This is a genomic window from Streptomyces sp. NPDC004838 (assembly GCF_053600955.1).
The window spans coordinates 232167-253357 of sequence record NZ_JBSGAW010000004.1 but is presented as its reverse complement, the minus strand read 5'-3'; the positions used below and the strand labels follow the sequence as shown (position 1 = coordinate 253357).

Genomic DNA, 21191 nt, shown 5'->3' with positions numbered 1-21191 from the left:
CTACCCCTTCACTCCGGTCAGTGTCACGCCCTCGACGAACGCCTTCTGGGCGAAGAAGAAGACGAGGATCACAGGGGCCATGACCAGCACGGTCGCGGCCATGGTCAGATTCCAGTTGGTGTGGTGCGCGCCCTTGAACGACTCCAGGCCGTAACTGAGCGTCCAGGCGGCCGCGTTCTCGGAGGCGTAGATCTGCGGACCGAAATAGTCGTTCCACGCGTAGAAGAACTGGAACAGCGCCACCGCCGCGATGCCCGGCTTGGCCATCGGCACCACGACCCTGAGCAGGGTGCGCAGTTCGCCGCAGCCGTCCACCTTCGCCGAGTCCAGATACTCGTTGGGGATGGTGAGCAGGAACTGGCGCAGCAGGAAGATGGAGAACGCGTCACCGAACGCCATCGGGATGATCAGCGGCCAGAGCGTGCCCGCCAGATCCAGCTCCTTCGCCCAGAAGAGGTACATCGGGACGACCACGACCTGCGGCGGCAGCATCATCATCGAGATGACCAGCATCATCGTCAGCCGCTGCCCGCGGAAGCGGAACTTGGCGAGCGCGTACGCCACCGGGATCGAGGACACCACCGTGAGGACGGTCCCGAGCCCCGCGTACAGCAGGGTGTTCTTCCACCAGGTCATGAAGCCCGGAGCGTCCAGCACCTTGGAGTAGTTGCCCCACTCCCAGGTGTCCGGCAGGAGATCGCGGGTGAGGGCCTGCTGGTCGCTCATCAGCGAGGTCAGGAACACGAAGACGAAGGGGAGTACGAAGAACAGGGCCGCCGCGAGGCCCAGGGAGTGCACCGCGATCCAGTGGAGCAGCGCTTTGCGGCGGGCGGTGCGCTCGGCGGGTGTCGCCCCGGCGCGGGCGGGGCGGCCCGTGGTCGCGGCGGCGGGCTCTTTGTCGAGTATCCGGGCCATGTCAGTCACCCACCTGTACGAGGCCGCCGCGCCGGCGCATCAGGAACGCGGTGAAGAACATGGAGAGCACGAACAGGACCAGTGCGATGACCGCCGCCGCTCCGTAGTCGAAGCGCTGGAAGCCGATGTTGTAGATCAGCTGCGGCAGCGTCAGCGTGGACTTCTCCGGGTAGCCGGGCTCGAACTGCTGCCCGCTGCCGCCGATGATCCCGGACGCGACCTTCCCCGCGACCAGCGGCTGCGTGTAGTACTGCATCGTCTGGATGACCCCGGTGACCACGGCGAACATCACGATGGGCGAGATGTTCGGCAGGGTCACGAAGCGGAAGCGCTGCCAGGAGGAGGCCCCGTCCAGCTCGGCCGCCTCGTACTGCTCTCTGGGAACGTCCAGCAGCGCCGCCATGAAGATCACCATCAGATCGCCGATGCCCCAGAGCGCGAGCGCGGTGAGCGCGGGCTTGGACCAGGCGGCGTCGGTGAACCAGCCGGGGGCGGGCAGTCCGATCGATTCGAGCATCGAGTTGACCGGTCCCGTACCGGGGTTGAGCAGGAAGACGAACGCCAGCGTCGCCGCGACCGGCGGTGCCAGATACGGCAGATAGAACAGGGTGCGGAAGACTCCGGCACCCGTTTTGATCTTGGTGATGAGCAGTCCGACGCCGAGCCCGAAGACGACCCGGCAGCCGACCATCACCACCACCAGCCACAGCGTGTTCCGCAGGGCCGGCCAGAACAGCGGGTACTCGTTGAAGACGTAGGTCCAGTTCTCCAGCCCGTTGAAGGTGGGGGGACGGAAGCCGTCGTACTTCATGAAGGAGAAGTACACGGTCGAGATCAGCGGATATGCGAAGAAGACGCTGAAGCCGATCAGCCAGGGCGACAGGAAAGCCGCGGTTCGAAGCGCCGTCTTACGGCGCTTCGAACGCAGGGTGTGCTCGGTCATCGCTGGGCGTTTCCGTTACTGCTGCTTGGCTATGTCGGTGTCGATCTGCTTCGCCGTCTTCTCCAGACCGGCCTGGAGGTCCTTCGCCTTGCCCGACTCGTACTGGTAGCCGAAGTCCTGGAACGTCACCTGGTACGCGCCGCCGTCGACGTTGGCCGGGGTGGTGTTGGACTTGGGGTGCTTGGCGATGTCGATGAACGTCTTGAACGCCGGGTCGAACTTCAGGTCGGGCGACTCGAGGGCCGCGATCGTGGAGGGCACGTTGCGGATGCCGTTGGAGAAGGCCACCACCGCCGCGGTGTCGGTGGTCATGTACTTCACCAGCTCCCAGGCGGCGTTCTTCTTCTTGCTGGTGGAGGCTATGCCCATGATCGTGCCGGAGAGATAGCCCTTGCCGTAGTCGGCGACCTGGTCGTCGGCGACGGGCAGCGGCGCGGTGCCGATCTCGAACTTCACACCGGCGTCCTTGGCCATCCCGAGCCGCCACTCGCCGTCGAGCTGCATGGCGACCTGGCCGGTGTGGAAGGGGTGCTCCGCGCCCCACTCGTCACCGAAGGTGTTGCGGTACTTCTCCAGCTTGGAGAAGCCGCCGAGCTTGTCGACGAGTCCCTTCTGGAAGGTCATCATCTTCGCGAAGGCCGGGTCCTTGGCGACGTTGGACTTGCCCTCCGCGTCGAAGTACGTCGGGGACCACTGCGAGGCGTAGTGCATCGGAGTCGTCTCGTAGCCGTGGTAGTTCGGCATGAAACCGAGCCGCTCGTAGCCGGCGCCCTTGGCCTTGGTCAGCTTCTGGGCGACCTGCTCGAACTCGCTCCAGGTCTTGGGCGGGGCGGTGATCCCGGCCGCCTTGAAGGCGTCCTTGTTGTAGTACAGGCCGTACGCGTCGTTCAGCAGCGGCAGCGAGCACTGGTTGCCCTTGAACTGCGTGTACTCCAGCAGCGGCTTGTGGAAGACCTTCGCCGGGTCGATGTCCGCCTTCTTCAGGTACGGGTTGAGGTCGACGAACGCGCCCGTGGTGCAGAACTTGCCCACGCTGTCGGTGCTGAAGGACGACACCACGTCCGGGGCGTTCGTACCGCCCGCGCGCAGCGCCTGGTTGACCTTGTCGTCGGTCATATTGCCGACGGCCTTCACCTTGATGTTCTTGTGGGCGGCCTCGAAGCGCTTGATGTTGTCGTTCATCGCCTTGACCTCGCTCGGCGCGGACCAGCCGTGCCAGAGCGTGAGGGTGGTCTCGGCCTTGGGGTCGTCCTCGGCGGTGTTCTCACTCGACCCCGTACAGGCCGAGACGAGCATGGAGAGCGCGGCGGTCGCGGCCAGCGCCGCGGCTGTCTTCCTGGTGCGTGTGGACATGGCGGTGTCTCCCTGTGGCGGGTCGGGGGTGCGAGACGAGCGCAATGCGGGGGTACGAGACGAGCGTGGTGCGGGGTGACGAGGGCGTTCCGAGCGGTTCGGGGTGCGAGCGGTGCGGGGTGCGAGCGGTGCGGGGTCAGCGCGGGCGTTCGGCGGTGCGGGGTTCCGGGGGAGGCGGGTGCGGTGTGGATGGTGGGACGCGGCGGGGGAGCGGTCAGTGTGCGGAGGTGTCGAAGATCTCGTCCCGCGTGGCGGCCAGAGCGCTCTCCAGCGCCCCCCGCAGGACCGGGTGTTCTCGTACGGAGCCGAGCACGAGCCTGGGCCGGGAGGCGGCCAGCTCGGTCAGCTCCGCCTGTACACGGGCGCGCAGCGGTTCGCCGCCTGCCACGATCACCTCGCCGGACAGGACGACGAGTTCGGGATCGAGTACGGCGACCATGGAGGCGAGGCCGATGGCCAGCCCGGTCGCGTAGGTGTCGAGCAGCCGCCGGTACGGCCCCGATCCGGCCTCGGCGGCCTTGGCCACCAACTCGGCGGCGACCTCGGTGTAGTGGCCGTGGCCGACATCCTCCACGCCCAGCTCCCGTGCCAGCCGTGGCAGCGACTGGGCGCCGGCCAGCTCCTGGAAGCCCCCGCTGTTGGCCCTGGTCACCTGCCGCACCAAGGGGGTGCCGGGGACCGGCAGGAATCCGACCTCGCCCGCGCCGCCGGTGAAGCCGCGGTGCAGCCGCCCGCCGATGACGAGGGCGGCGCCGAGGCCCTCCTCGTTCCACAGCAGCATGAAGTTCTCGTGGCCTTGGGCGGCCCCGAGCCGCTGTTCGGCGAGGGCGACGAGATTGACGTCGTTCTCGTACTCGACGGGCATCGGCAGCACGGCGGCCAACTCGTCGAGCAGCGTGGGGGAGTGCCAGCCGGGCAGATGCGAGGCGTACCGCAGCCGGCCGGTGGACGGGTCGAACGCGCCGGGCGTCCCGATGACGAGCCGGTGGACGTCGGCGCGGGTCAGCCCGGCAGCCTTGACGGCCCCGTCGAGCGCGTCCGTGACCTGCCGTACGACGCTCTCGGCGCGGCGGCCCGGCGTCAGGAGTTCGAACTCGCCGGCCAGGGCCCCGGTGACGTCGGCCACGGCGGCGCGGATGCGCTGCGGGGTGACGTCGAGTCCGGCGGCGAAGGCGGCCCGCGGGTTGACCGCGTACAACTGGGCGTTGGGTCCGGGGCGGCCCTCGGTGGTCCCGGTGGCGACGACCAGCCCGGCCGCCTCCAGCCGTACCAGCAACTGGGACGCGGTGGGCTTGGAGAGCCCCGTCAGCTTCCCGATCCTGGTGCGCGAGAGCGGGCCGTGCTCCAGCAGCAGATCGAGCGCCGCACGGTCGTTCATCGCACGGAGTACGCGCGGTGTACCGGGTGTCGTACCGGCCACGACTGACGCACCTGCCCTTCGGCTGGGACGGCCCACTGGACTGTTAGGAAAGTTTCCTATCGGGGTGGGAAGGAAGGTACGGGGGGTGCTAGGGGGCCGTCAATGGCCAGAGCCCACACGGTTTCCGCGGCAACCAAAGCGTTACCTCGGCCCGCGTTCGGCGGGACCCGTCGTCCTGTTCGGCGCGTCTTCCGCGGACCCCGGCTGTGCCTTCCGCAGACCCCGTCGGTGTTTTCCATGGCCCCCGGTCGTGGTCCGCGTCACCCGGACCGCGCGCACGCGCGAGAACCGAGAAAAAGGGGGGCGGACACCCTTCCGGGTGTCCGCCCCCCTTTTTCCTTGCTCTGCGGGAGGGAGTGCGCGGGGCGCTACTTCGACAGGTTCGGCGGCGATACGGGCTGCGGTATCGGGGACGCCGCCTGCGACTGCGGGGAGAGCGGGCTCGCCAACGCGGACGGAGGCGCCATGTTGGCCGTCGGGTCGGGCGCCGGGGCCTCTTCGACCGCCGGGAGACCGCCGACGATACGGATGCCCGCCGCGTCGAACGCGCGCTTGATGCGCCAGCGCAGTTCCCGCTCCACGCTGAGCGCCTTGCCCGGCATCGTCTTCGCCGCGACCCGGATCGTCATCGACTCCAGCAGCACCTCGGTCAGCCCCAGGGTCTCCACCGGGCCCCACAACCGCTCGTTCCACGGCTCGTCCTTCGCGAAGTCGTCCGCGACCTCGCCGATCACCGCGCGTACCCGGTCCAGATCCTCCGACGGACGCACGGTGACATCGACCGTCGAGGTCGCCCAGCCCTGGCTGAGGTTGCCGATCCGCTTGATCTCCCCATTGCGTACGTACCAGATCTCGCCGTCGTCCCCGCGCAGCTTCGTCACCCGCAGGCCCACCTCGATCACCTCGCCCGAGGCGACGCCCGCGTCGATCGAGTCGCCGACCCCGTACTGGTCCTCCATGATCATGAAGACGCCGGAGAGGAAGTCCGTGACCAGGTTCCGCGCGCCGAAACCGATCGCCACGCCCGCCACGCCCGCCGACGCCAGCAGCGGCGCGAGGTCGATCTTGAACGCGCCGAGGATCATCAGGCCCGCCGTGCCGAGGATCAGGAACGACGCCACCGACCGGAGCACCGATCCGATCGCCTCGGAGCGCTGGCGCCGCCGCTCGGCGTTGACCAGAAGGCCGCCGATCGCCGTGCCTTCCACCGCCTGGGCGGAGCGGTTCATCCGCGCTATCAGCTTCGTGAGGGCCCGGCGCACGAGCATCCGCAGCACCAGCGCGACGACCAGGATCAGCGCGATCCGCAGGCTCGTGTTCAACCAGGTGGACCAGTTCTCCTCCACCCAACCGGCCGCGTTGCCCGCCTTCTCCGCCGCCTCGTCGAAGGTGACGGGCGGTGTCGACGGGTCGGTGGCCGAGGGGGGAGATGACCAGACGGCGGTCACGAAGTGAACCTCCAGGGATGGCGAACGGCTGGTCAACCACCCTAACGGGGCATCCCGTCCACACCGGGGCAGCAGCCGCGGGAGAGACAAGGCTCACCTGGGAATGAACGCCGGGGAGGCGATCCTTTCATGTGATGTGGTTGAAAACACTCTGAGCCCGTTACCGCTCGGTGGTGGCGCTCGGACCTGGCATGAGGAGAGACTGAGAGCAGATCGTCCCGGCGCGAGCCACGCGCCGCCGGCGTACAAGGAGGCATCAACCGTGCCGCACGTCCTGGTCCTCAACGCGTCGTACGAGCCGCTCGGCGTCGTACCGCTCCGCCGCGCGCTCGTCCTCGTCCTGGAGAACAAGGCCCTCTGCCTGGAGGAGTCCGGCGCCTTTATGCACAGCGCGACCCGTGTCATCGCCGCACCCAGCGTCGTCCGGCTGAAGCGGTTCGTCCGGGTCCCCTACAGGGGGCCCGTTCCACTGACCCGCAAAGCGCTCTTCGCCCGCGACGGCGGGCGTTGTATGTACTGCGGTGGCGTCGCAACCAGCGTCGACCACGTCATTCCGCGCAGCCGCGGCGGACAGCACGTCTGGGACAACGTGGTGGCCGCGTGCCGCCGCTGCAATCACGTCAAAGCGGACCGCCATCTCCGGGAGCTGGGCTGGCGCCTGCGCCATCAGCCGGCCCCGCCGAGCGGGCTCGCGTGGCGGATCATCGGAACGGGGCATAGGGACCCGCGCTGGTTGCCGTACCTGCAACCGTATGGCGCGGACGACGCGATGGCCCGGATCGACGGCATCTCTGCCTGAGAATCGCGGCCACTTTTCATTTGTGGCCCGGTTCTCTTCTCCGTCCGTCCGTCTGTCCGTCCGCCGGACCGGCTGGGTTCTGCCCTCAAGCGCCGGACGGGGCGGGGCACCTCGGGGCGAGGGCCGCGACGCCGTACCCGGCCGGGCGACGCCGGGGCATGGGCGCGCGCTCGCGTGCGCGGGTGCCCCGTTGTGGGCGGCCCGGATCCGGGGGCGGGGCCGCCGCGTCCGGGCCCGGCGTATCCAGCCCCCGCCGGTCTTCCCCGGGCGGAGCCCCGGCACCGCGCTCTACGGCTCCTCTACCGCGTAGACCTCGACCGACCACAGCGAGTAACCGAAACGGGTCGCCCGCTGATCACCCTGAACGCGTACGAAGCGGGCATCCCGCGCGTCCATGCGGACGGACGCACGACCGGGCCCGCCCTCCCTGACGGTCGCGGCGGTGCGCCAGGTGCGGCCGTCGGACGACACCTGGATGCGGTACTTCGCGGCGTACGCGTCCTGCCAGTGCAGGACGACCTGCCCCACCCGCGCGGCCGTCGGCAGCTGGACCTGCCACCACGCGCCGTCCTCGTAAGGGGACGACCAGCGCGTGGCGGGGTCCGCGTCGAGGGCCGCGGAGGCCGGGAAGTCGGGGGTCTCGTCGCCGGACGACTCGGCCGCCGCTCCCGCCGCACGGGCCAGATCGGGGCCGCCGGTGCGCGGGTAGGCCCGGACTGTGAGGGTCCGCTCCTGGCCCGCGAAGGAGAAGGGCACTTGGTACTCGCCGGCCGGAGTGCCCTCCGGGACCAGGACGTCCACCGGAACCGTCGTACGCGTTCCGCGCGGGACCGTCACCTGCTCGGGGACCGTCACCTTGATCCCCGCGGGAGCCCTCGCCGTCAGCACGCCCTGGACCGCCGTCGGCGCGAGCGCGGTCAGATGGACGTTCGCCCGCTGGGGACCGCCGCCGATCTCCGCGTCCGTCTCGCCGCGTTCGAGTTCGAGCCGGGCCACGGGCTCGTCGGCGAACCACGGCACCAGGGACCGTACGGAGACGGGCTCGATGCCCTCCGGCGCTATCCGGACCCCGTCCACCAGCAGCCCCCCGGCGTCGGCCTGGGTCCAGCCGCTGGGCGAGAGAACGGCCAGGGAGCGCCAGCCCTCGCCGGGGACATGGGCCTCCAGCCGGCCGGGGGCCGTGCCGGGCGCGGTCATCGCGGTGACCGTGCTCAGGGGCCGGGCCCGGTCCAGCCGGATCGTGTCGTCGCCCGAGGTCTTCGCGGCGCGCGCCGCGCCCGTCCAGTCCGCCGACTCCTTCGCCGCCCGGTCGAGGAAGGGGCCCAGCACCCCCTTGCCGACCACCGCACGGCTCGCTCCCAGCTCCTTGCGCACCGGCTCCAGTTCGACGGATGCCCGCCAGGCCGCCTCGCCGTCGCCGCGCGACTGGGCCTGGAGCATGTCGACGGACAGTTCGCCCGCGCGGCCGTACCGGGCCAGCTGGTCCAGCCACGGCCGTACCTCGTCGTCCAACTCTCCGCCGACGGGCCGCTCAAGACCCCTCGGCGCCCGGAGCATCGCCGTGAACGCGGACCGCAGCGAGGCCGCCGCCCGGTCGCGGGCCGCCGCGTCCGACCCGGTGCGCGAACGCCAGAACTCGTCGAGAAGGGGCCGGAGATACCCGGATTCCGTACGGTCGAGGATCGACGACGCCTGGTTGCCCGCCAGCACGCCCAACGCCTCCCGTGCCTGCGGATCGCCGCCCGCGAGGTCGTCGACGGCCGCCTTCCAGGACTCCTGGGGGCGGTAGCCCTTGGGGTTCCAGGCGAAGTCGGCGGCGGTGAACAGCGGGATACGGGACGCGGACGGCTGCGCCATCGCGTTGGCCAGCAGCGCGGCGGAACCGGCCGCGACACCCGGCTCCCGGCCCGTGTAGGGGCCGAGGAAGATCCGGTCCTGCTCGTAGTCGTTGACGGGGTAGTTGTCCATGGTGACCAGCGGATGCGCGAACGCCTCGCGCGCGCGGGCCAGTTCACGGCCGGTGATCGTACGCGGCACCACGCCGACGCCCGTCCACGCCACCTGGACCCGGCCGTCCAGCGCGTTCGCGAGGGCGCGCCGGTACTTCGTGTCGCCCTCCTGGTAGAACTCCGTCGGCATCAGCGACAGCGGTTCCGCGCCGGGATGGCGCTCCGCGAGATGCCGGGCCACCGCGCGCGCCACCCGCGCCTGCGCGCGCGCCGCCGACTCGGGGCCGGTGCCGAAGACCTCCGCGTCCCGGTCGCAGTGCCACTCGCTGTAGCTGACGTCCTGGAACTGGAGCTGGAAGGCCCGTACGCCCAGCGCCCACATCGCGTCGATCTTGCGGTTCAGCGCCTTGAGGTCGGCGTCATCGGCGAGGCACATCTTCTGAGCGGGCGAGACCGCCCACGCGAGCGTCACATGGTTCCTCCTGGCGCGGTCGGCCAGTTCGCGGAACTCCGCGCGCTCGGCCGCGGGATAGGGCTCGCGCCAGCGCGCCTGGCGGAACGGGTCGTCACCGGGGGCGTAGAGATACCGGTTCTGCTTGGTGCGGCCCATGAAGTCCACCTGGGCGAGCCGCTGCTGGTGGCTCCACGGCTCTCCGTAGAAGCCTTCCGTCATCCCGCGCACCACCGTGCCGGGCCAGTCGCGTACGACGACTCCCGCGACGGTCCTCCCGGCGCGGCCCTCCGCACCGCCGATCAGCTGGCGCAGCGTCTGGACGCCGTGGAACAGGCCGTCCTCGCCGACACCGTCGAGCGCGACCGTGTCCCGGCCCTGGATCCGGCCGGTGGCCAGCCGGTAGCCGCCCACGGGCAGATCGCCGCGCTCCGCCACGCGCAGGGCGCGCAGCGCGTCCTCCGCGCCCGTTCCTCCGATGTGCAGGACGGGACCGCGGCCGGGGAGCGCCGTGTAGAGCGTGGTGACACCGGAGTCGCGGAGCAGCCGGTGCGTCAGTTCGACGGCGTACGGATCGGCTTCCGGACCGGCGAGCACGGTGACCTGGTCGCCCAGCGCGACGGCCGGACCCGCCGCGCGCATCGACTGCGGGCGCGGCCACACGGGCGGCAGGCCATCGCCCTTGGGGTTCTCGGCGGTGCCGGCGGGTGCGCCGGGATCCGCGGGAGCGGCCCCGACGTCGTGCACCCCGCCGAGGAGACCACCGATGACAGCGACGGCGACGGCCGTGGCCGTCTGCCTTCCGCGCGTGAACCGCACGATGGTCTCCTTTCGGTCTCCCCCGCGGGTGGTTCCGGCCGGAAGCGAGCCCACCACCCCGTCACGAACGTGTCAATGCCGGTGGTCGTTGTGTGCCTTTTGCCTGGTCCGGCGGGCGATTTCCGAGCAACTGGCGAGCCATATCCCATTTGTGACACGGAACACGTTGACTGATCGGATACGTCTGCGGCCGTTCCCGCTGGGTAGGGGCTGGCTGAGAAAGACACCACCCGTCCGACCGACCATTCGCCCACCAGCCCACCCCACCATTCGCCCGCCCGCCCACCAGCCCGCCCCACAGTTCGCCCGCCCTACCGCTAGTCCGCTGGGAGTGATCGCCGTGGCAGCCGCCGCCCATCTCCTTCTCTCCGCCCTGTCCGAACAGGTTCCGGGGGCCGGTCCGACCTCTGGAACCCTCGCCGCCGAACGTCCCCCGCTCCGTCTCGCCCCCCTCATCGGCGAACCGCCGCTCGCCGACAGCGTCCCCCTCACCAGCGAGCCCCCGCTCCCCGGCCCCGCCCCGCTCACCAGTGAACCCCCGCTCGCCGGCCAGCCGCCCCTCACCAGCGAGCCGACCGGGTCCGGTCCGGCCGGAGGCGTCCAGTGCCCGGGAGTCTGAATGGGCCTTGACCGGCTCGCGGCGCTGTTCGGAGTCGCCACCTCCTACGCGCCCTCCGAGGGCGTGACCGTTTCCGTCCCCGAGGCCACGGTCGTCGCGGTCCTCGCCGCGCTCGGTGTCCACGCGGCGGACGCGGACGAGGTCCGGGAGGCACGGGACCGTGCCGAGTCGGCCGCCGCGGCACGGCTGCTGCCCCCCACCGTCGTCGTGTGGCGGGAGGAGGACGGCGCTCCCGACCTCGCACTGCCCGAAGGCACGGTCCTGCGGATCGCCGTCGAGGACGGCGGCCCGGACGTCGGCCGCCTTCCGGAACCGGGGGAGCCCTGGAACCGGGCATGGAGCGAACTTCCGTACGGGGTCCACCGGCTGACAGCCGAGGCGCCCGACGGCAGAACCGCCCACAGCGCCCTGGTCGTCGCGCCGTCCCGCGCCCCCGAGCCGGGCGTCCGGTCGTACGGCCTTCTCGTCCAGCTCTACTCCCTGCTCTCCAGCCGCTCCTGGGGCATGGGCGACCTCGGCGACCTGGCGGAGCTCGCCACCTGGTCGGGACGGGCGCTCGGAGTGGGATTCGTGCAGGTCAACCCCTTACACGCGGCCGTACCCGGCACTCCCGCATCGCCCACCGACCCCTCCCCGTACCGCCCTTCCTCACGGCGCTTCCCCGACCCCGTCCATCTGCGCGTCGAGGACATCCCCGAGTACGCGTATGTGAGCGGCCCCGACCGGAAGCGGCTCGACGAACTGCGCCGAAAGGCCGCGAGCCTCCGGGAATCCGTGCTGGACGGAGGCGGGCTGATCGACCGGGACGCCGTGTGGGCGCTGAAGCGCGAGGCCCTGGAGCTGGTGCACCGCGTCCCCCTCGGGCCCGGCCGCCGCGCCGCGTACTGGGACTTCCTGTCCGGGCAGGGCCGCGCGCTGGAGGACCACGCGACCTGGTGCGCCCTCGCCGAGGTCCACGGACCCGACTGGCACTCCTGGCCGAAGCCCCTGCGGGACCCGTGCTCGGCCGGTACCGCCCGCGCCCGGCACGAGCTGACGGACCGGGTCGACTTCCACTCCCGGCTGGCCTGGCTCACCGACACCCAGCTCGAAGCGGCGGGCCGGGTGGCCCGTGAGGCGGGAATGGGCGTCGGCATCGTCCACGACCTGGCCGTCGGGGTCCATCCGGGCGGCGCGGACGCCTGGGCGCAGGGTGAGGTCTTCGCCGCGGGCATGTCCATCGGCGCGCCGCCGGACGCCTTCAACGCGCACGGCCAGGACTGGGGCCTGCCTCCCTGGCGGCCCGACGCGCTCGCCGCCTCCGGCTACGCCCCGTACCGCGGACTCCTGCGCGGTCTGCTCCGGCACGCGGGCGCGCTGCGGATCGACCATGTCATGGGCCTCTTCCGCCTGTGGTGGGTCCCCGAAGGCCGCCCGCCCAGCGACGGCACATACGTCCGCTACGACGCCGAGGCGATGCTCGCCGTCCTCGTCCTGGAGGCCCACCGGGCGGGGGCCGTGGTCGTAGGGGAGGACCTCGGCACGGTCGAGCCGGGCGTACGGGAGGCCCTGACGCGGCGCGGGGTGCTGGGCACCTCCGTGCTCTGGTTCGAGCGCGACTGGGCGGGCACCGGGCGTCCGCTGCCGCCCGGAAGCTGGCGCGAGGACTGTGTGGCGACCGCGGCCACCCACGATCTGCCGTCCACGGCCGCCCGGCTCACCGGCGAGCACGTGGATCTCCGCGCCCGCCTCGGGCTTCTCACCCGGCCCGCGGAGCGGGAGCGCGCTCGGGAGCTGGCCGATGTCCGCGAGTGGACCGATGTGCTCAAGGGCCTCGGACTGCTGCCCGAGGGCACGAACGGCGAGGAGGGCCGGATCCGCGCCGTCTACCGCTTTCTGCTGCGCACCCCGACCCGGATGGTCGGCGTCTGGCTGCCGGACGCGGTGGGCGACCGCCGCCCCCAGAACCTGCCCGGTACATGGGACCGGTATCCGAACTGGCGGCTGCCGATCGCCGACGCCGAGGGCCGTCCCCTCACCCTGGAGGAGCTGGCCGCCTCACCCCGGCTGCACGCCCTCATGGAGGTCTTCCACCCACGCGCGAGACCCCCGGCCGGGCCCCGCTGACCTCGATACGGCACCCCGGCCGCGCGCCCCCGCCGACGGTTCGCTACGTTGGGGAGCGTGGACAAGAAGAACGCTATGCGCGCCGGCGCCGTCGCGGCCGGTACGACGCTGATGATGCTGCTCCTGTCGTCGCCCGCGCTCGCCCTGACGCGCGACGACGGCGACGACCCGGGCCAGGGCCTGAGCGTGATGGAGACGCTGGGTCTCTTCGTCCTCGCGCCGCTCGCGATCTTCCTGGGGATCGTGGTCCTCGTCGCGATCCTCGACAAGTCGCGGAAGCAGCCCCACCGGCCGTAACACTTCGGGCTCGGTCTCGCTTCCGGGGCGCTCCAGCGCCCCGGAAGCGAGACCGAGCCCTCAGAAAATCACGACGCCTCGGCCGTCACCGCCAGGTACTGCAAGTACCTCATCAGCGCCATCAGCACATCCCGGCTCGACCGCCGCAGCCGCGCGTCGCAGTCGACGATCGGCACCGATTCGGGCAGGTCGAGCGCCCCCCGGATCTCGTCCACCGGGTAGGCCGGGGCGTCCGGGAACGAATTGATGGCCACCACGAACGGCACCCGGCGCTCCTCCAGCCGTCCGATGACGTCGAAGCTGACCTCCAGCCGTCGGGTGTCGACGAGGACGACGGCGCCGAGCGCGCCCTCGAACAGTCCCCGCCACAGGAACCAGAAGCGCTCCTGGCCGGGGGTGCCGAACAGATAGAGCACCAGTTCGTCGTTGATGCTGATCCGGCCGAAGTCCATCGCCACGGTCGTCGAGGTCTTGCGCTCCACGCCGTGGATGTCGTCGACGCCGACCCCGGCCTGGGTCATGGTCTCCTCGGTGGTCAGCGGTCTGATCTCGCTCACCGAGCCGACCAGGGTCGTCTTGCCCACTCCGAAGCCGCCCACGATGACCACCTTGACGGCAGCGGCGGCCGTCTCGGGCAGCGCGTCCTCGCTGCGTGGACCCACGGCCTGGTCAGAGCTTCTGAAGTCCATCGATCACTGCCTCAATCAAAGCGCGGTCGGGGAGGAGGGCGGGTTGAACCGGGGCTCGGGCTATCACCTGCTCGTCCAGGAGCAGGTCACCCAGCAGGACGGTGACGACGCTGACCGGGAGGCCGAGGTACGCGGATATCTCGGCCACCGACAGCGGTGCCTGGCAGAGCCGGATGATCGCGGCGTGCTCCGGCTGCATCCCGTGCCGTGGGCCCGACTTGGCCACGATGAGCGTGACCAGGTCGAGCGTCGCCGGCACTTGTGAGCCGCTGCGGCCGCCCGTAATGACGTAGAGCCGCTCTGGGCTGCTCTCTTCCCAGTTCCCCGGTCCACTCACGCGGTCTGCCTGTCCTGCCGAGGCGGGGCGCTGAGATGCTCGCCGATACGGAGCACCAGGTCGCGCATCCGCTGTCCCATCAGCCCGGCGTCGACGCCTTCGTCGGCGAGCACGGCGAGGAAGGCCCCTGATCCCGCCGCCATCAGATAGAAGAAGCCGCCGGTCATCTCGATGACGACGAGATGCATCCGGCCGTCACTGCCCGGCAGTTCGGCGGCGACCGCTCCGGCCAGGCTCTGCAGGCCGGCGCAGGCGGCGGCCAGCCGGTCGGCGGTGTCGTTGTCGGCGCCGTACTGGGCCATGCGCAACCCGTCCGCGGACAGGACGACCACATTTCTGGTCTGTGGTACGCCTTCGGCCAAGTCCTTGAGCATCCAGTCCATGTTGGTCTGGTTGGACTGCTGCTGAATCATGGCTGCGTACTCCCCTTGTTCGTCTGCGTGTCCTCACCGGCCAGGCCGTTCTGGAACGCGGTCAGCCACATTCCGGGCTGCACCGCGGGTGTCTCCTTCGGTTCGGGCGCGGTGGCGATGGGCGCCGGGGCGGCGGGGTCCTTACGGCGTCGCTGGGGCAGTCCCGTCGGCGTCCGCTCGGTCACCACCGGTATGTCGTCTTCCGGGGCCGTCATGATGTCCGCGATCGTCGGGGCGGCGGGCTGTCTGACCGGCCGCTGCTCAAGGACGGGCGTGCCGTTGGCACGCGGTCCCGAGGATGCGCCGATGCCGTGCGCGACGCCGGTCGCCGAGGCGACGGTGGTGATGAGCTCCTTCGGTACGACGATGACGGCGCGCACACCGCCGTACGCCGACGCACGCAGGGACACCTGGAATCCGTACGCCTGGGACAGCCGACCGACCACCGCGAGACCGAGGCGGGGCGTCTCGCCGAGGTCGTTGAGGTCGATGCCCTGCTGGGCCTGGCGGAGCATCCGCTCGGCACGCTTGCGGGCCTCCTCGCTCATGCTGACCCCGCCGTCCTCGATCTCGACGGCGATGCCCGAGTTCACATCGACGGCGGTGAGGTGGACCCGCGTCTGCGGGGGCGAGTAGCGGGTTGCGTTGTCCAGCAGTTCGGCGAGCGCGTGGATCAGCGGCTCGACGGCGCTGCCGATGACGGCGACCTCGGAGACCGAGTGCAGTTCCACGCGCTGGTAGTCGATGATCCGCGACATGGCGCCACGCATCACGCTGTACAGGGGAACGGCCTTGCTCCACTGGCGGCCGGGCCGGGCGCCGCCGAGCACGGCGATGGAGTCGGCCAGCCGGCCGATCAGCGCGGTGCCGTGGTCGATCCGCAGGAGATCGCCGAAGACCTCCGGGTTCTTGCCGTGCCGGTCCTCCATGTCCCGGAGTTCCTGGGCCTGTTGGTGGACGATCGCCTGCACGCGGCGGGCGATGTTCACGAAGGCGCGCTGCGCGGACTCGCGGAGGTCCTCCTCCGCGGCGACCGCCTCGAGGACGGAGCTGAGGACGGCGTGGTGCTCGGGCGGGGCGCTGATCGACTGGAGGACGTCATCGGGGAATTCGCCCCTCCGCAGCCGCTCCATCACCTCCGGCAGGAGCTGCTGTGCCAACCGCGCGCTCTCGGACTGCCGGTACTCCAGCACCGATTCGAGCTGGGCGACTCTTGCTTGCTGCTCTTCCACCCGCCGACCGCGGCGGACCGCTTCCAGACAGGCGATGGCGACCGCGAGCACGGCGGCGACACCGACCCAGATCACGGCGGCACGCGCCGATGCGGAGACCAGATAAGCGGCTGTCGCCGCGGCGGCGGCGGTGACGACAACGGGAACGAGCCACGCAGGGGAGGCCGCGCTCCGCGGACTTCCGGTCGACGTTTCCTGTCGGACCATCAGCACCCTCAAACCATCGGAACGGGAATGATCATAAGACGACGATCCGGAAGCATATCCGTGTCTTGTCACGGGAGATGACGGGAGGTCAATGATTTGGCGAAATGTGTGCGCTTGAAATCCGCGAAGCCCTTGGGGCCCTGGGGGCTGGACAGGCGATCGACTATTTTCAGCCAAACCAGATTGTATGTCAGCGACGGTGCCAGAGCCGGTCCGGCGGGCGAAGGTCACCGGTTCCCCCGGATGTAAGCGGAATGTGTACGGGATGTGGACTCCGGCCGCCTGAGCTGCGAACCAGCCGGTGTGGGGAAGGTGCTCCGGATGGGTGGGCCACCCTTCGGGGGCGGCCGTCGGGCGCCGCCCGAAAAGACGTTCGATCGAAGACCCGTGATGTGGACCACGACCGGCGGTGGGCGCACGCACACATACACACCGCGCCCGCGCACGCCCCCGCTACCCCCTGCTCCTCAGCTGCCCCTTTTCCCTCTGTAAGCCCACTCGCCTCTACTGTCACTCGGGCCACATCGCAACCACCGTCACGCCGTGCGGCGGCCCGTAGCGGACGCGGAAGCGGCCCCGGCCCATAGGGACCGGAGCCGCTTCTTCGACCGTCGAAAACTAGACGCCGCGCGCCTCAGCCGACCCAGCAGCTTCAGCCGCCTCGGCAGCCTCGGCCGCTTCGGCCGTTTCGTCTGTGGACTGCGCCTTCAGCGCCCGCTCGACGCCCGCACGGGACTCCGAGATCAGCCGCCGCAGCGCCGCGTTCGGCTCCGCCGACGCCAGCCACGCGTCCGTCGTGTCCAGCGTGGCCTGCGAGACCTGCACCGACGGATAGAGCCCGACCGCGATCTGCTGAGCCATCTCATGGCTGCGCGACTCCCACACGCCCTTCACCGCCGAGAAGAACTTCTCGGTGTACGGCGCGAGCAGCTCGCGCTGATCGGTCTGGACGAAGCCCGCGATCACCGACTCCTGCATGGCGTTCGGCAGGGAGTCGCTCTCCACGACCGAGGCCCAGGCGGCGGCCTTGGCCTCCGCCGTCGGGCGCGCGGCACGGGCGGTCGCGGCATGGCGCTCGCCCGCCGCCGTCTTGTCCCGCTCGTACTCCGCGGTGATGCCGTCCTCGTCGAGCCGGCCGGTCGCGGCCAGCCGCTCCACGAACGTCCAGCGCAGCTCGGTGTCCACGGCAAGCCCCTCGACCGACTCGGAGCCGTCCAGCAGACCGCTCAGCAGATCGAGCTGCGCCTCCGTACGCGCGACGGCCGCGAACGCCCGCGCCCACGCCAGCTGGTGGTCGCTGCCCGCCTCGGCCGCCCGCAGACGGGCGAGCGCCTCACCGGACCAGGTCGCGAGCAGCGCCTCGCGCGACCCCGGCGCCGCGTACAGGTCGATCGCCAGCTTGACCTGGCGGTGCAGCGACTGCACCACCCCGATGTCGGACTCCTTGCCGATGCCGGACAGGACCAGCGACACATAGTCCCGCGTCGCCAGCTCGCCGTCCCGCGTCATGTCCCAGGCGGAAGCCCAGCACAGGGCGCGCGGCAGGGACTCGGTGAAGTCGCCGAGGTGCTCGGTGACGGCCTGAAGCGACTCCGCGTCCAGCCGCACCTTGGCGTACGAGAGGTCGTCGTCGTTGAGCAGGATCACCGCGGGCCGGCGGGTCCCCGCCGGGAACGGCACATCGGTCAGCTCGCCGTCGACGTCCAGCTCGATCCGGTTCGTACGGACGAGCTTGCCGCTGCCGTCGAGGTCGTAGCAGCCGATCGCGATCCGGTGCGGGCGCAGCGTCGGCTCGCCCTTCGCCCCGGCGGGCAGGGCTGGAGCCTCCTGCCGTACGGCGAAGGAGGTGACGACGCCCGAGCCGTCCACCTCGATCTCGGGGCGGAGGAGGTTGATGCCCGCCGTCTCCAGCCACTTCTGCGACCAGGTCTTCAGATCGCGCCCGGACGTCTCCTCCAGCGCGCCCAGCAGATCGCTCAGCCGGGTGTTGCCGAACGCGTGCGCCTTGAAGTACGCCTGCACGCCCCGGAAGAACTCGTCCTGACCGACGTACGCCACGAGCTGCTTGAGCACGGAAGCGCCCTTGGCGTACGTGATGCCGTCGAAGTTCACCAGAACATCGTCGAGATCCCGGATCTCCGCCATGATCGGGTGCGTCGACGGCAGCTGGTCCTGCCGGTACGCCCAGGTCTTCATCGAGTTCGCGAACGTCGTCCACGAGTGCGGCCAGCGGGAGCCCGGCGCGGCGGCCTGGCAGGCGATCGAGGTGTAGGTGGCGAACGACTCGTTCAGCCAGAGGTCGTTCCACCACTCCATCGTGACGAGATCGCCGAACCACATGTGGGCCAGCTCGTGGAGGATCGTCTCCGCCCGGACCTCGTACGCCGCGTCCGTCACCTTCGAGCGGAACACGTACTGATCGCGGATGGTCACCGCGCCCGCGTTCTCCATCGCGCCCGCGTTGAACTCCGGCACGAAGAGCTGGTCGTACTTGGCGAAGGGATAGGCGTAGTCGAACTTCTCCTGGAACCAGTCGAAGCCCTGCCGGGTGACCTCGAAGATCGCGTCCGAGTCCAGGAACTCCGCGAGCGAGGGCCGGCAGTAGATGCCCAGCGGAACGGACTGCCCGTCCTTCTCGTACGAGCTGTGCACCGCGTGGTACGGGCCGGCGATCAGGGCGGTGATGTACGTCGAGATCCGGGGCGTCGGCTCGAAGCGCCACACATTGTCCTTGACGGCCTCGGGTGCGGGCGTCGGCGAGTTGGAGATCACCGTCCACCCCTCCGGGGCCTTCACGGTGAACCGGAAGGTGGCCTTCAGGTCCGGCTGCTCGAAGTTCGCGAAGACCCGGCGCGCGTCGGGCACCTCGAACTGCGTGTACAGATATGCCTGCTGGTCCACCGGGTCGACGAAGCGGTGCAGCCCCTCACCCGTATTGGTGTACGAGCAGTCCGCGACGACCGTCAGCTCGTTCGGGCCCTGGTGCAGATGCCTCAGCTCGATCCGCGAATCACGGAAGACGGCGGCGACATCCAGCGATCTGCCGTTCAGCACGACCTCGTGCACGGCGGGGGCGACCAGATCGATGAAGGTCTCCGCGTTCGCCTCGGCGGAGTCGAAGCGGACGGTCGTCACCGAGCGATAGGTGCCGCCCTCCTGGGCCCCGCTCAGATCGAGATCGATCTCGTACGAGTGAGTGCTGAGCAGGCGCGCCCGCTCCTGCGCCTCCTCGCGGGTCAGATTCGTGCCAGGCACGCGGTCATCTCCTCGTTCAGGACGGTTTTCGTGACGTTTGCCGCCATCCTTCCATGGGGCGCCGACTCCCCGCCGCCCGGTAATCAGCGGCCTGGCCGCCGGGAACGCGATGTCCGATTTCCGCCAGAAACGGCCGGTGATCCGGGACAGGCTGGCTCCATGACGACCACCACAGCGAAGTACCGCGCCCTGCCGATCGAGCCCGCCGTCCTGGCCGGGCTCAGGAGCCTCGACGACGCGGGTCGGCCCTGCGTCCCGTTCACCGACGCCGAGGGCGGCGCGCCGCTGCGGTGCTGCCTCCGGGCGAGCCGCGTCGGCGAGTCAATAGCCCTCGTCTCGTACGCCCCGCTGCGGCGCTGGGCCGCCGAGCACCGGGCGGAGCCGGGCGCGTACGACGAACAGGGACCCGTCTTCATCCACGCCGGGGAGTGCGGGGGTCCGGCTCCGGGCAGCGGGTCAGCCGGCGGGTATCCCTTCGCCCGACCCGGCGCGCTGCGGGTGCTGCGCCGCTACGGCGCGGACGGCCGGATCGCGGGCGGCGGCCTCATGGAGATCCCGGAGGCGGCGTCCGAAGGCTTCGACAGGGCCCTCACGAAGGCGTTCGCCGATCCGGCGGTGGTGCTGGTGCATGTCAGGGCGGTGGAGTACGGCTGCTTCCACTTCGAGGTCCGCAGGCCGTGAGCCCGTGAGCCCGTGAGACAGAGCGTGAGCCCGTGAGAACCGGCCCCTCCGGCGTTCGAGGAGCGGGGGTACGGGGTGGGCCGCCGGGCTGCCGGGAGCGTGCGAGGGGTCCTGGGGCGACGCCCCGGGACCCCTCGCACAGCCGTCCGCCCTGTTACGCGCGGTTCAGCTCCTTGGCCACCAGCTCCGCGATCTGCACCGCGTTCAGCGCGGCGCCCTTGCGGAGGTTGTCGTTGGAGAGGAAGAGCGCGAGTCCGTGCTCCACCGTCTCGTCCGCCCGGATGCGGCCCACGTACGACGCGTCCTTGCCCGCGGCCTGGAGCGGCGTCGGGATCTCCGACAGCTCCACGCCCGGCGCGTCCTTCAGCAGCTCGTACGCGCGCTCGACGCTCAGCGGGCGCTCGAACCGCGCGTTCACCTGCAAGGAGTGCCCCGAGAACACCGGCACCCGCACACAGGTGCCGGACACCTTCAGGCCGGGCAGCTCCAGGATCTTCCGGGACTCGTTGCGGAGCTTCTGCTCCTCGTCGGTCTCGAAGGAGCCGTCGTCGACGAGGTTCCCCGCGAGCGGGAGCACATTGAAGGCGATGGTCCGCTGGTAGACGCCCGGCTCGGGGAAGTCGACGGCCTCGCCGTCGTGCGTGAGGGCGGCGGCCTGCTCGACCGTCTTCTTGATCTGGCCGTCCAGCTCGGCGACGCCGGCGAGACCGGACCCGGACACTGCTTGGTAGGTCGTGGCGACCATCGAGGTCAGTCCCGCTTCGGCGGAGAGCGGCTTCAGCACCGGCATCGCGGCCATCGTGGTGCAGTTCGGGTTGGCGATGATGCCCTTCGGGCGGTCCTTGGCCGCGTGCGGGTTGACCTCGGAGACGACCAGCGGCACCTCGGGGTCCATCCGCCACGCGGACGAGTTGTCGATCACGACCGCGCCCTGGCCGGCGACCTTCTCCGCCAGCGCCCGCGATGTCGCGCCGCCCGCGGAGAAGAGCACGATGTCCAGACCGGAGTAGTCCGCCGTGGACGCGTCCTCGACGGTGATCTCGCGGCCCTCCCACTCGATGGTGGAACCGGCCGAACGGGCCGAGGCGAACAGCCGCAGCTCCTCGGCCGGGAACTTCCGCTCGGAGAGGATCCCGCGCATGACTGTGCCCACCTGACCGGTGGCTCCGACGATTCCGACCCTCACGGAAGACTCCTTCGTACTGATCTGCTGGCCTGGATGCCGTTCCATGATGCGTATCCCCACGGCCGACTTGTC

The 21191-nt window shown here is 70.6% G+C and carries 17 protein-coding genes; 5 read left to right on the top strand and 12 right to left on the bottom strand.

From position 1 onward, the window contains the following. The 5 genes from ACWEFL_RS07135 to ACWEFL_RS07115 form a co-directional block, all read right to left on the bottom strand. Positions 1 to 915, bottom strand: a complete 915-nt coding sequence (locus ACWEFL_RS07135; RefSeq protein WP_451708591.1) for a carbohydrate ABC transporter permease — start codon at positions 913 to 915, stop codon at positions 1 to 3. A gap of 1 nt (position 916) precedes the next feature. Next, positions 917 to 1858: a carbohydrate ABC transporter permease gene (locus tag ACWEFL_RS07130; protein ID WP_451708588.1), complete on the bottom strand. Its 942-nt coding sequence runs from the start codon at positions 1856 to 1858 to the stop codon at positions 917 to 919. Positions 1859 to 1873: 15 nt separating this feature from the next. Then, positions 1874 to 3211, bottom strand: a complete 1338-nt coding sequence (locus tag ACWEFL_RS07125) for an ABC transporter substrate-binding protein (protein ID WP_451708585.1) — start codon at positions 3209 to 3211, stop codon at positions 1874 to 1876. 214 nt (positions 3212 to 3425) lie between these two features. Then, entirely contained in the window at positions 3426 to 4631 is a 1206-nt protein-coding gene (locus tag ACWEFL_RS07120) for an ROK family transcriptional regulator (RefSeq protein WP_451708582.1), read from the bottom strand. Positions 4632 to 4999: 368 nt separating this feature from the next. Continuing rightward, positions 5000 to 6079 (bottom strand): mechanosensitive ion channel family protein, encoded by a 1080-nt coding sequence (locus tag ACWEFL_RS07115; protein ID WP_451708579.1) that lies wholly within the window; start codon positions 6077 to 6079, stop codon positions 5000 to 5002. A gap of 262 nt (positions 6080 to 6341) precedes the next feature. Between ACWEFL_RS07115 and ACWEFL_RS07110 the strand changes: the two genes are divergently transcribed. Further along, complete coding sequence (locus ACWEFL_RS07110) at positions 6342 to 6878, top strand: HNH endonuclease (protein WP_451708576.1); 537 nt, start codon at positions 6342 to 6344, stop codon at positions 6876 to 6878. 288 nt (positions 6879 to 7166) lie between these two features. Here the strand turns inward: ACWEFL_RS07110 and ACWEFL_RS07105 are convergent, their stop codons facing one another. Beyond that, positions 7167 to 10097: a beta-N-acetylglucosaminidase domain-containing protein gene (locus tag ACWEFL_RS07105; protein ID WP_451708572.1), complete on the bottom strand. Its 2931-nt coding sequence runs from the start codon at positions 10095 to 10097 to the stop codon at positions 7167 to 7169. 373 nt (positions 10098 to 10470) lie between these two features. Here ACWEFL_RS07105 and ACWEFL_RS07100 point away from each other — a divergent pair, with 373 nt between their 5' ends. From ACWEFL_RS07100 to ACWEFL_RS07090, 3 genes are read left to right on the top strand one after another with little or no spacing between them, the layout of a single operon-like run. Then, on the top strand, positions 10471 to 10716 hold the full coding sequence (locus ACWEFL_RS07100; RefSeq protein WP_451708844.1) for a hypothetical protein: 246 nt from the start codon (positions 10471 to 10473) through the stop codon (positions 10714 to 10716). Beyond that, positions 10717 to 12822, top strand: a complete 2106-nt coding sequence (malQ, locus tag ACWEFL_RS07095; RefSeq protein ID WP_451708569.1) for a 4-alpha-glucanotransferase — start codon at positions 10717 to 10719, stop codon at positions 12820 to 12822. It abuts the gene before it with no gap. A gap of 57 nt (positions 12823 to 12879) precedes the next feature. After that, positions 12880 to 13119 carry a hypothetical protein gene (locus ACWEFL_RS07090; RefSeq protein ID WP_451708566.1) on the top strand — a complete coding sequence of 80 codons (240 nt, stop codon included), beginning with the start codon at positions 12880 to 12882 and terminating at the stop codon, positions 13117 to 13119. Positions 13120 to 13187: 68 nt separating this feature from the next. Here the strand turns inward: ACWEFL_RS07090 and ACWEFL_RS07085 are convergent, their stop codons facing one another. From ACWEFL_RS07085 to pepN, 5 genes are all read right to left on the bottom strand, one after another. Further along, positions 13188 to 13808 (bottom strand): GTP-binding protein, encoded by a 621-nt coding sequence (locus ACWEFL_RS07085; protein WP_451708564.1) that lies wholly within the window; start codon positions 13806 to 13808, stop codon positions 13188 to 13190. After that, on the bottom strand, positions 13789 to 14145 hold the full coding sequence (locus tag ACWEFL_RS07080) for a DUF742 domain-containing protein (protein WP_451708561.1): 357 nt from the start codon (positions 14143 to 14145) through the stop codon (positions 13789 to 13791). Before ACWEFL_RS07080 ends, ACWEFL_RS07085 begins: the two co-directional genes overlap by 20 nt. Beyond that, positions 14142 to 14558, bottom strand: coding sequence for a roadblock/LC7 domain-containing protein (locus tag ACWEFL_RS07075; protein WP_451708558.1), 417 nt, complete (start codon positions 14556 to 14558; stop codon positions 14142 to 14144). The genes ACWEFL_RS07080 and ACWEFL_RS07075 overlap by 4 nt, the downstream gene beginning before the upstream one ends. Continuing rightward, positions 14555 to 15997 carry a sensor histidine kinase gene (locus ACWEFL_RS07070; RefSeq protein WP_451708555.1) on the bottom strand — a complete coding sequence of 481 codons (1443 nt, stop codon included), beginning with the start codon at positions 15995 to 15997 and terminating at the stop codon, positions 14555 to 14557. Before ACWEFL_RS07070 ends, ACWEFL_RS07075 begins: the two co-directional genes overlap by 4 nt. Positions 15998 to 16615: 618 nt before the next feature. Next, on the bottom strand, positions 16616 to 19252 hold the full coding sequence (pepN, locus tag ACWEFL_RS07065; protein ID WP_451708552.1) for an aminopeptidase N: 2637 nt from the start codon (positions 19250 to 19252) through the stop codon (positions 16616 to 16618). Between the two features lie 159 nt (positions 19253 to 19411). On the opposite strand from pepN, the gene ACWEFL_RS07060 reads away from it, so the two are divergent. Further along, the gene (locus tag ACWEFL_RS07060) at positions 19412 to 19933 is read left to right on the top strand and encodes a DUF1203 domain-containing protein (protein WP_451708550.1); all 522 of its coding nucleotides are present in this window, start codon (positions 19412 to 19414) and stop codon (positions 19931 to 19933) included. A 154-nt stretch (positions 19934 to 20087) separates the two neighbouring features. Here ACWEFL_RS07060 and ACWEFL_RS07055 read toward each other — a convergent pair whose 3' ends face one another. Continuing rightward, on the bottom strand, positions 20088 to 21119 hold the full coding sequence (locus tag ACWEFL_RS07055) for an aspartate-semialdehyde dehydrogenase (protein WP_451708547.1): 1032 nt from the start codon (positions 21117 to 21119) through the stop codon (positions 20088 to 20090). Positions 21120 to 21191 lie beyond the last annotated feature (72 nt).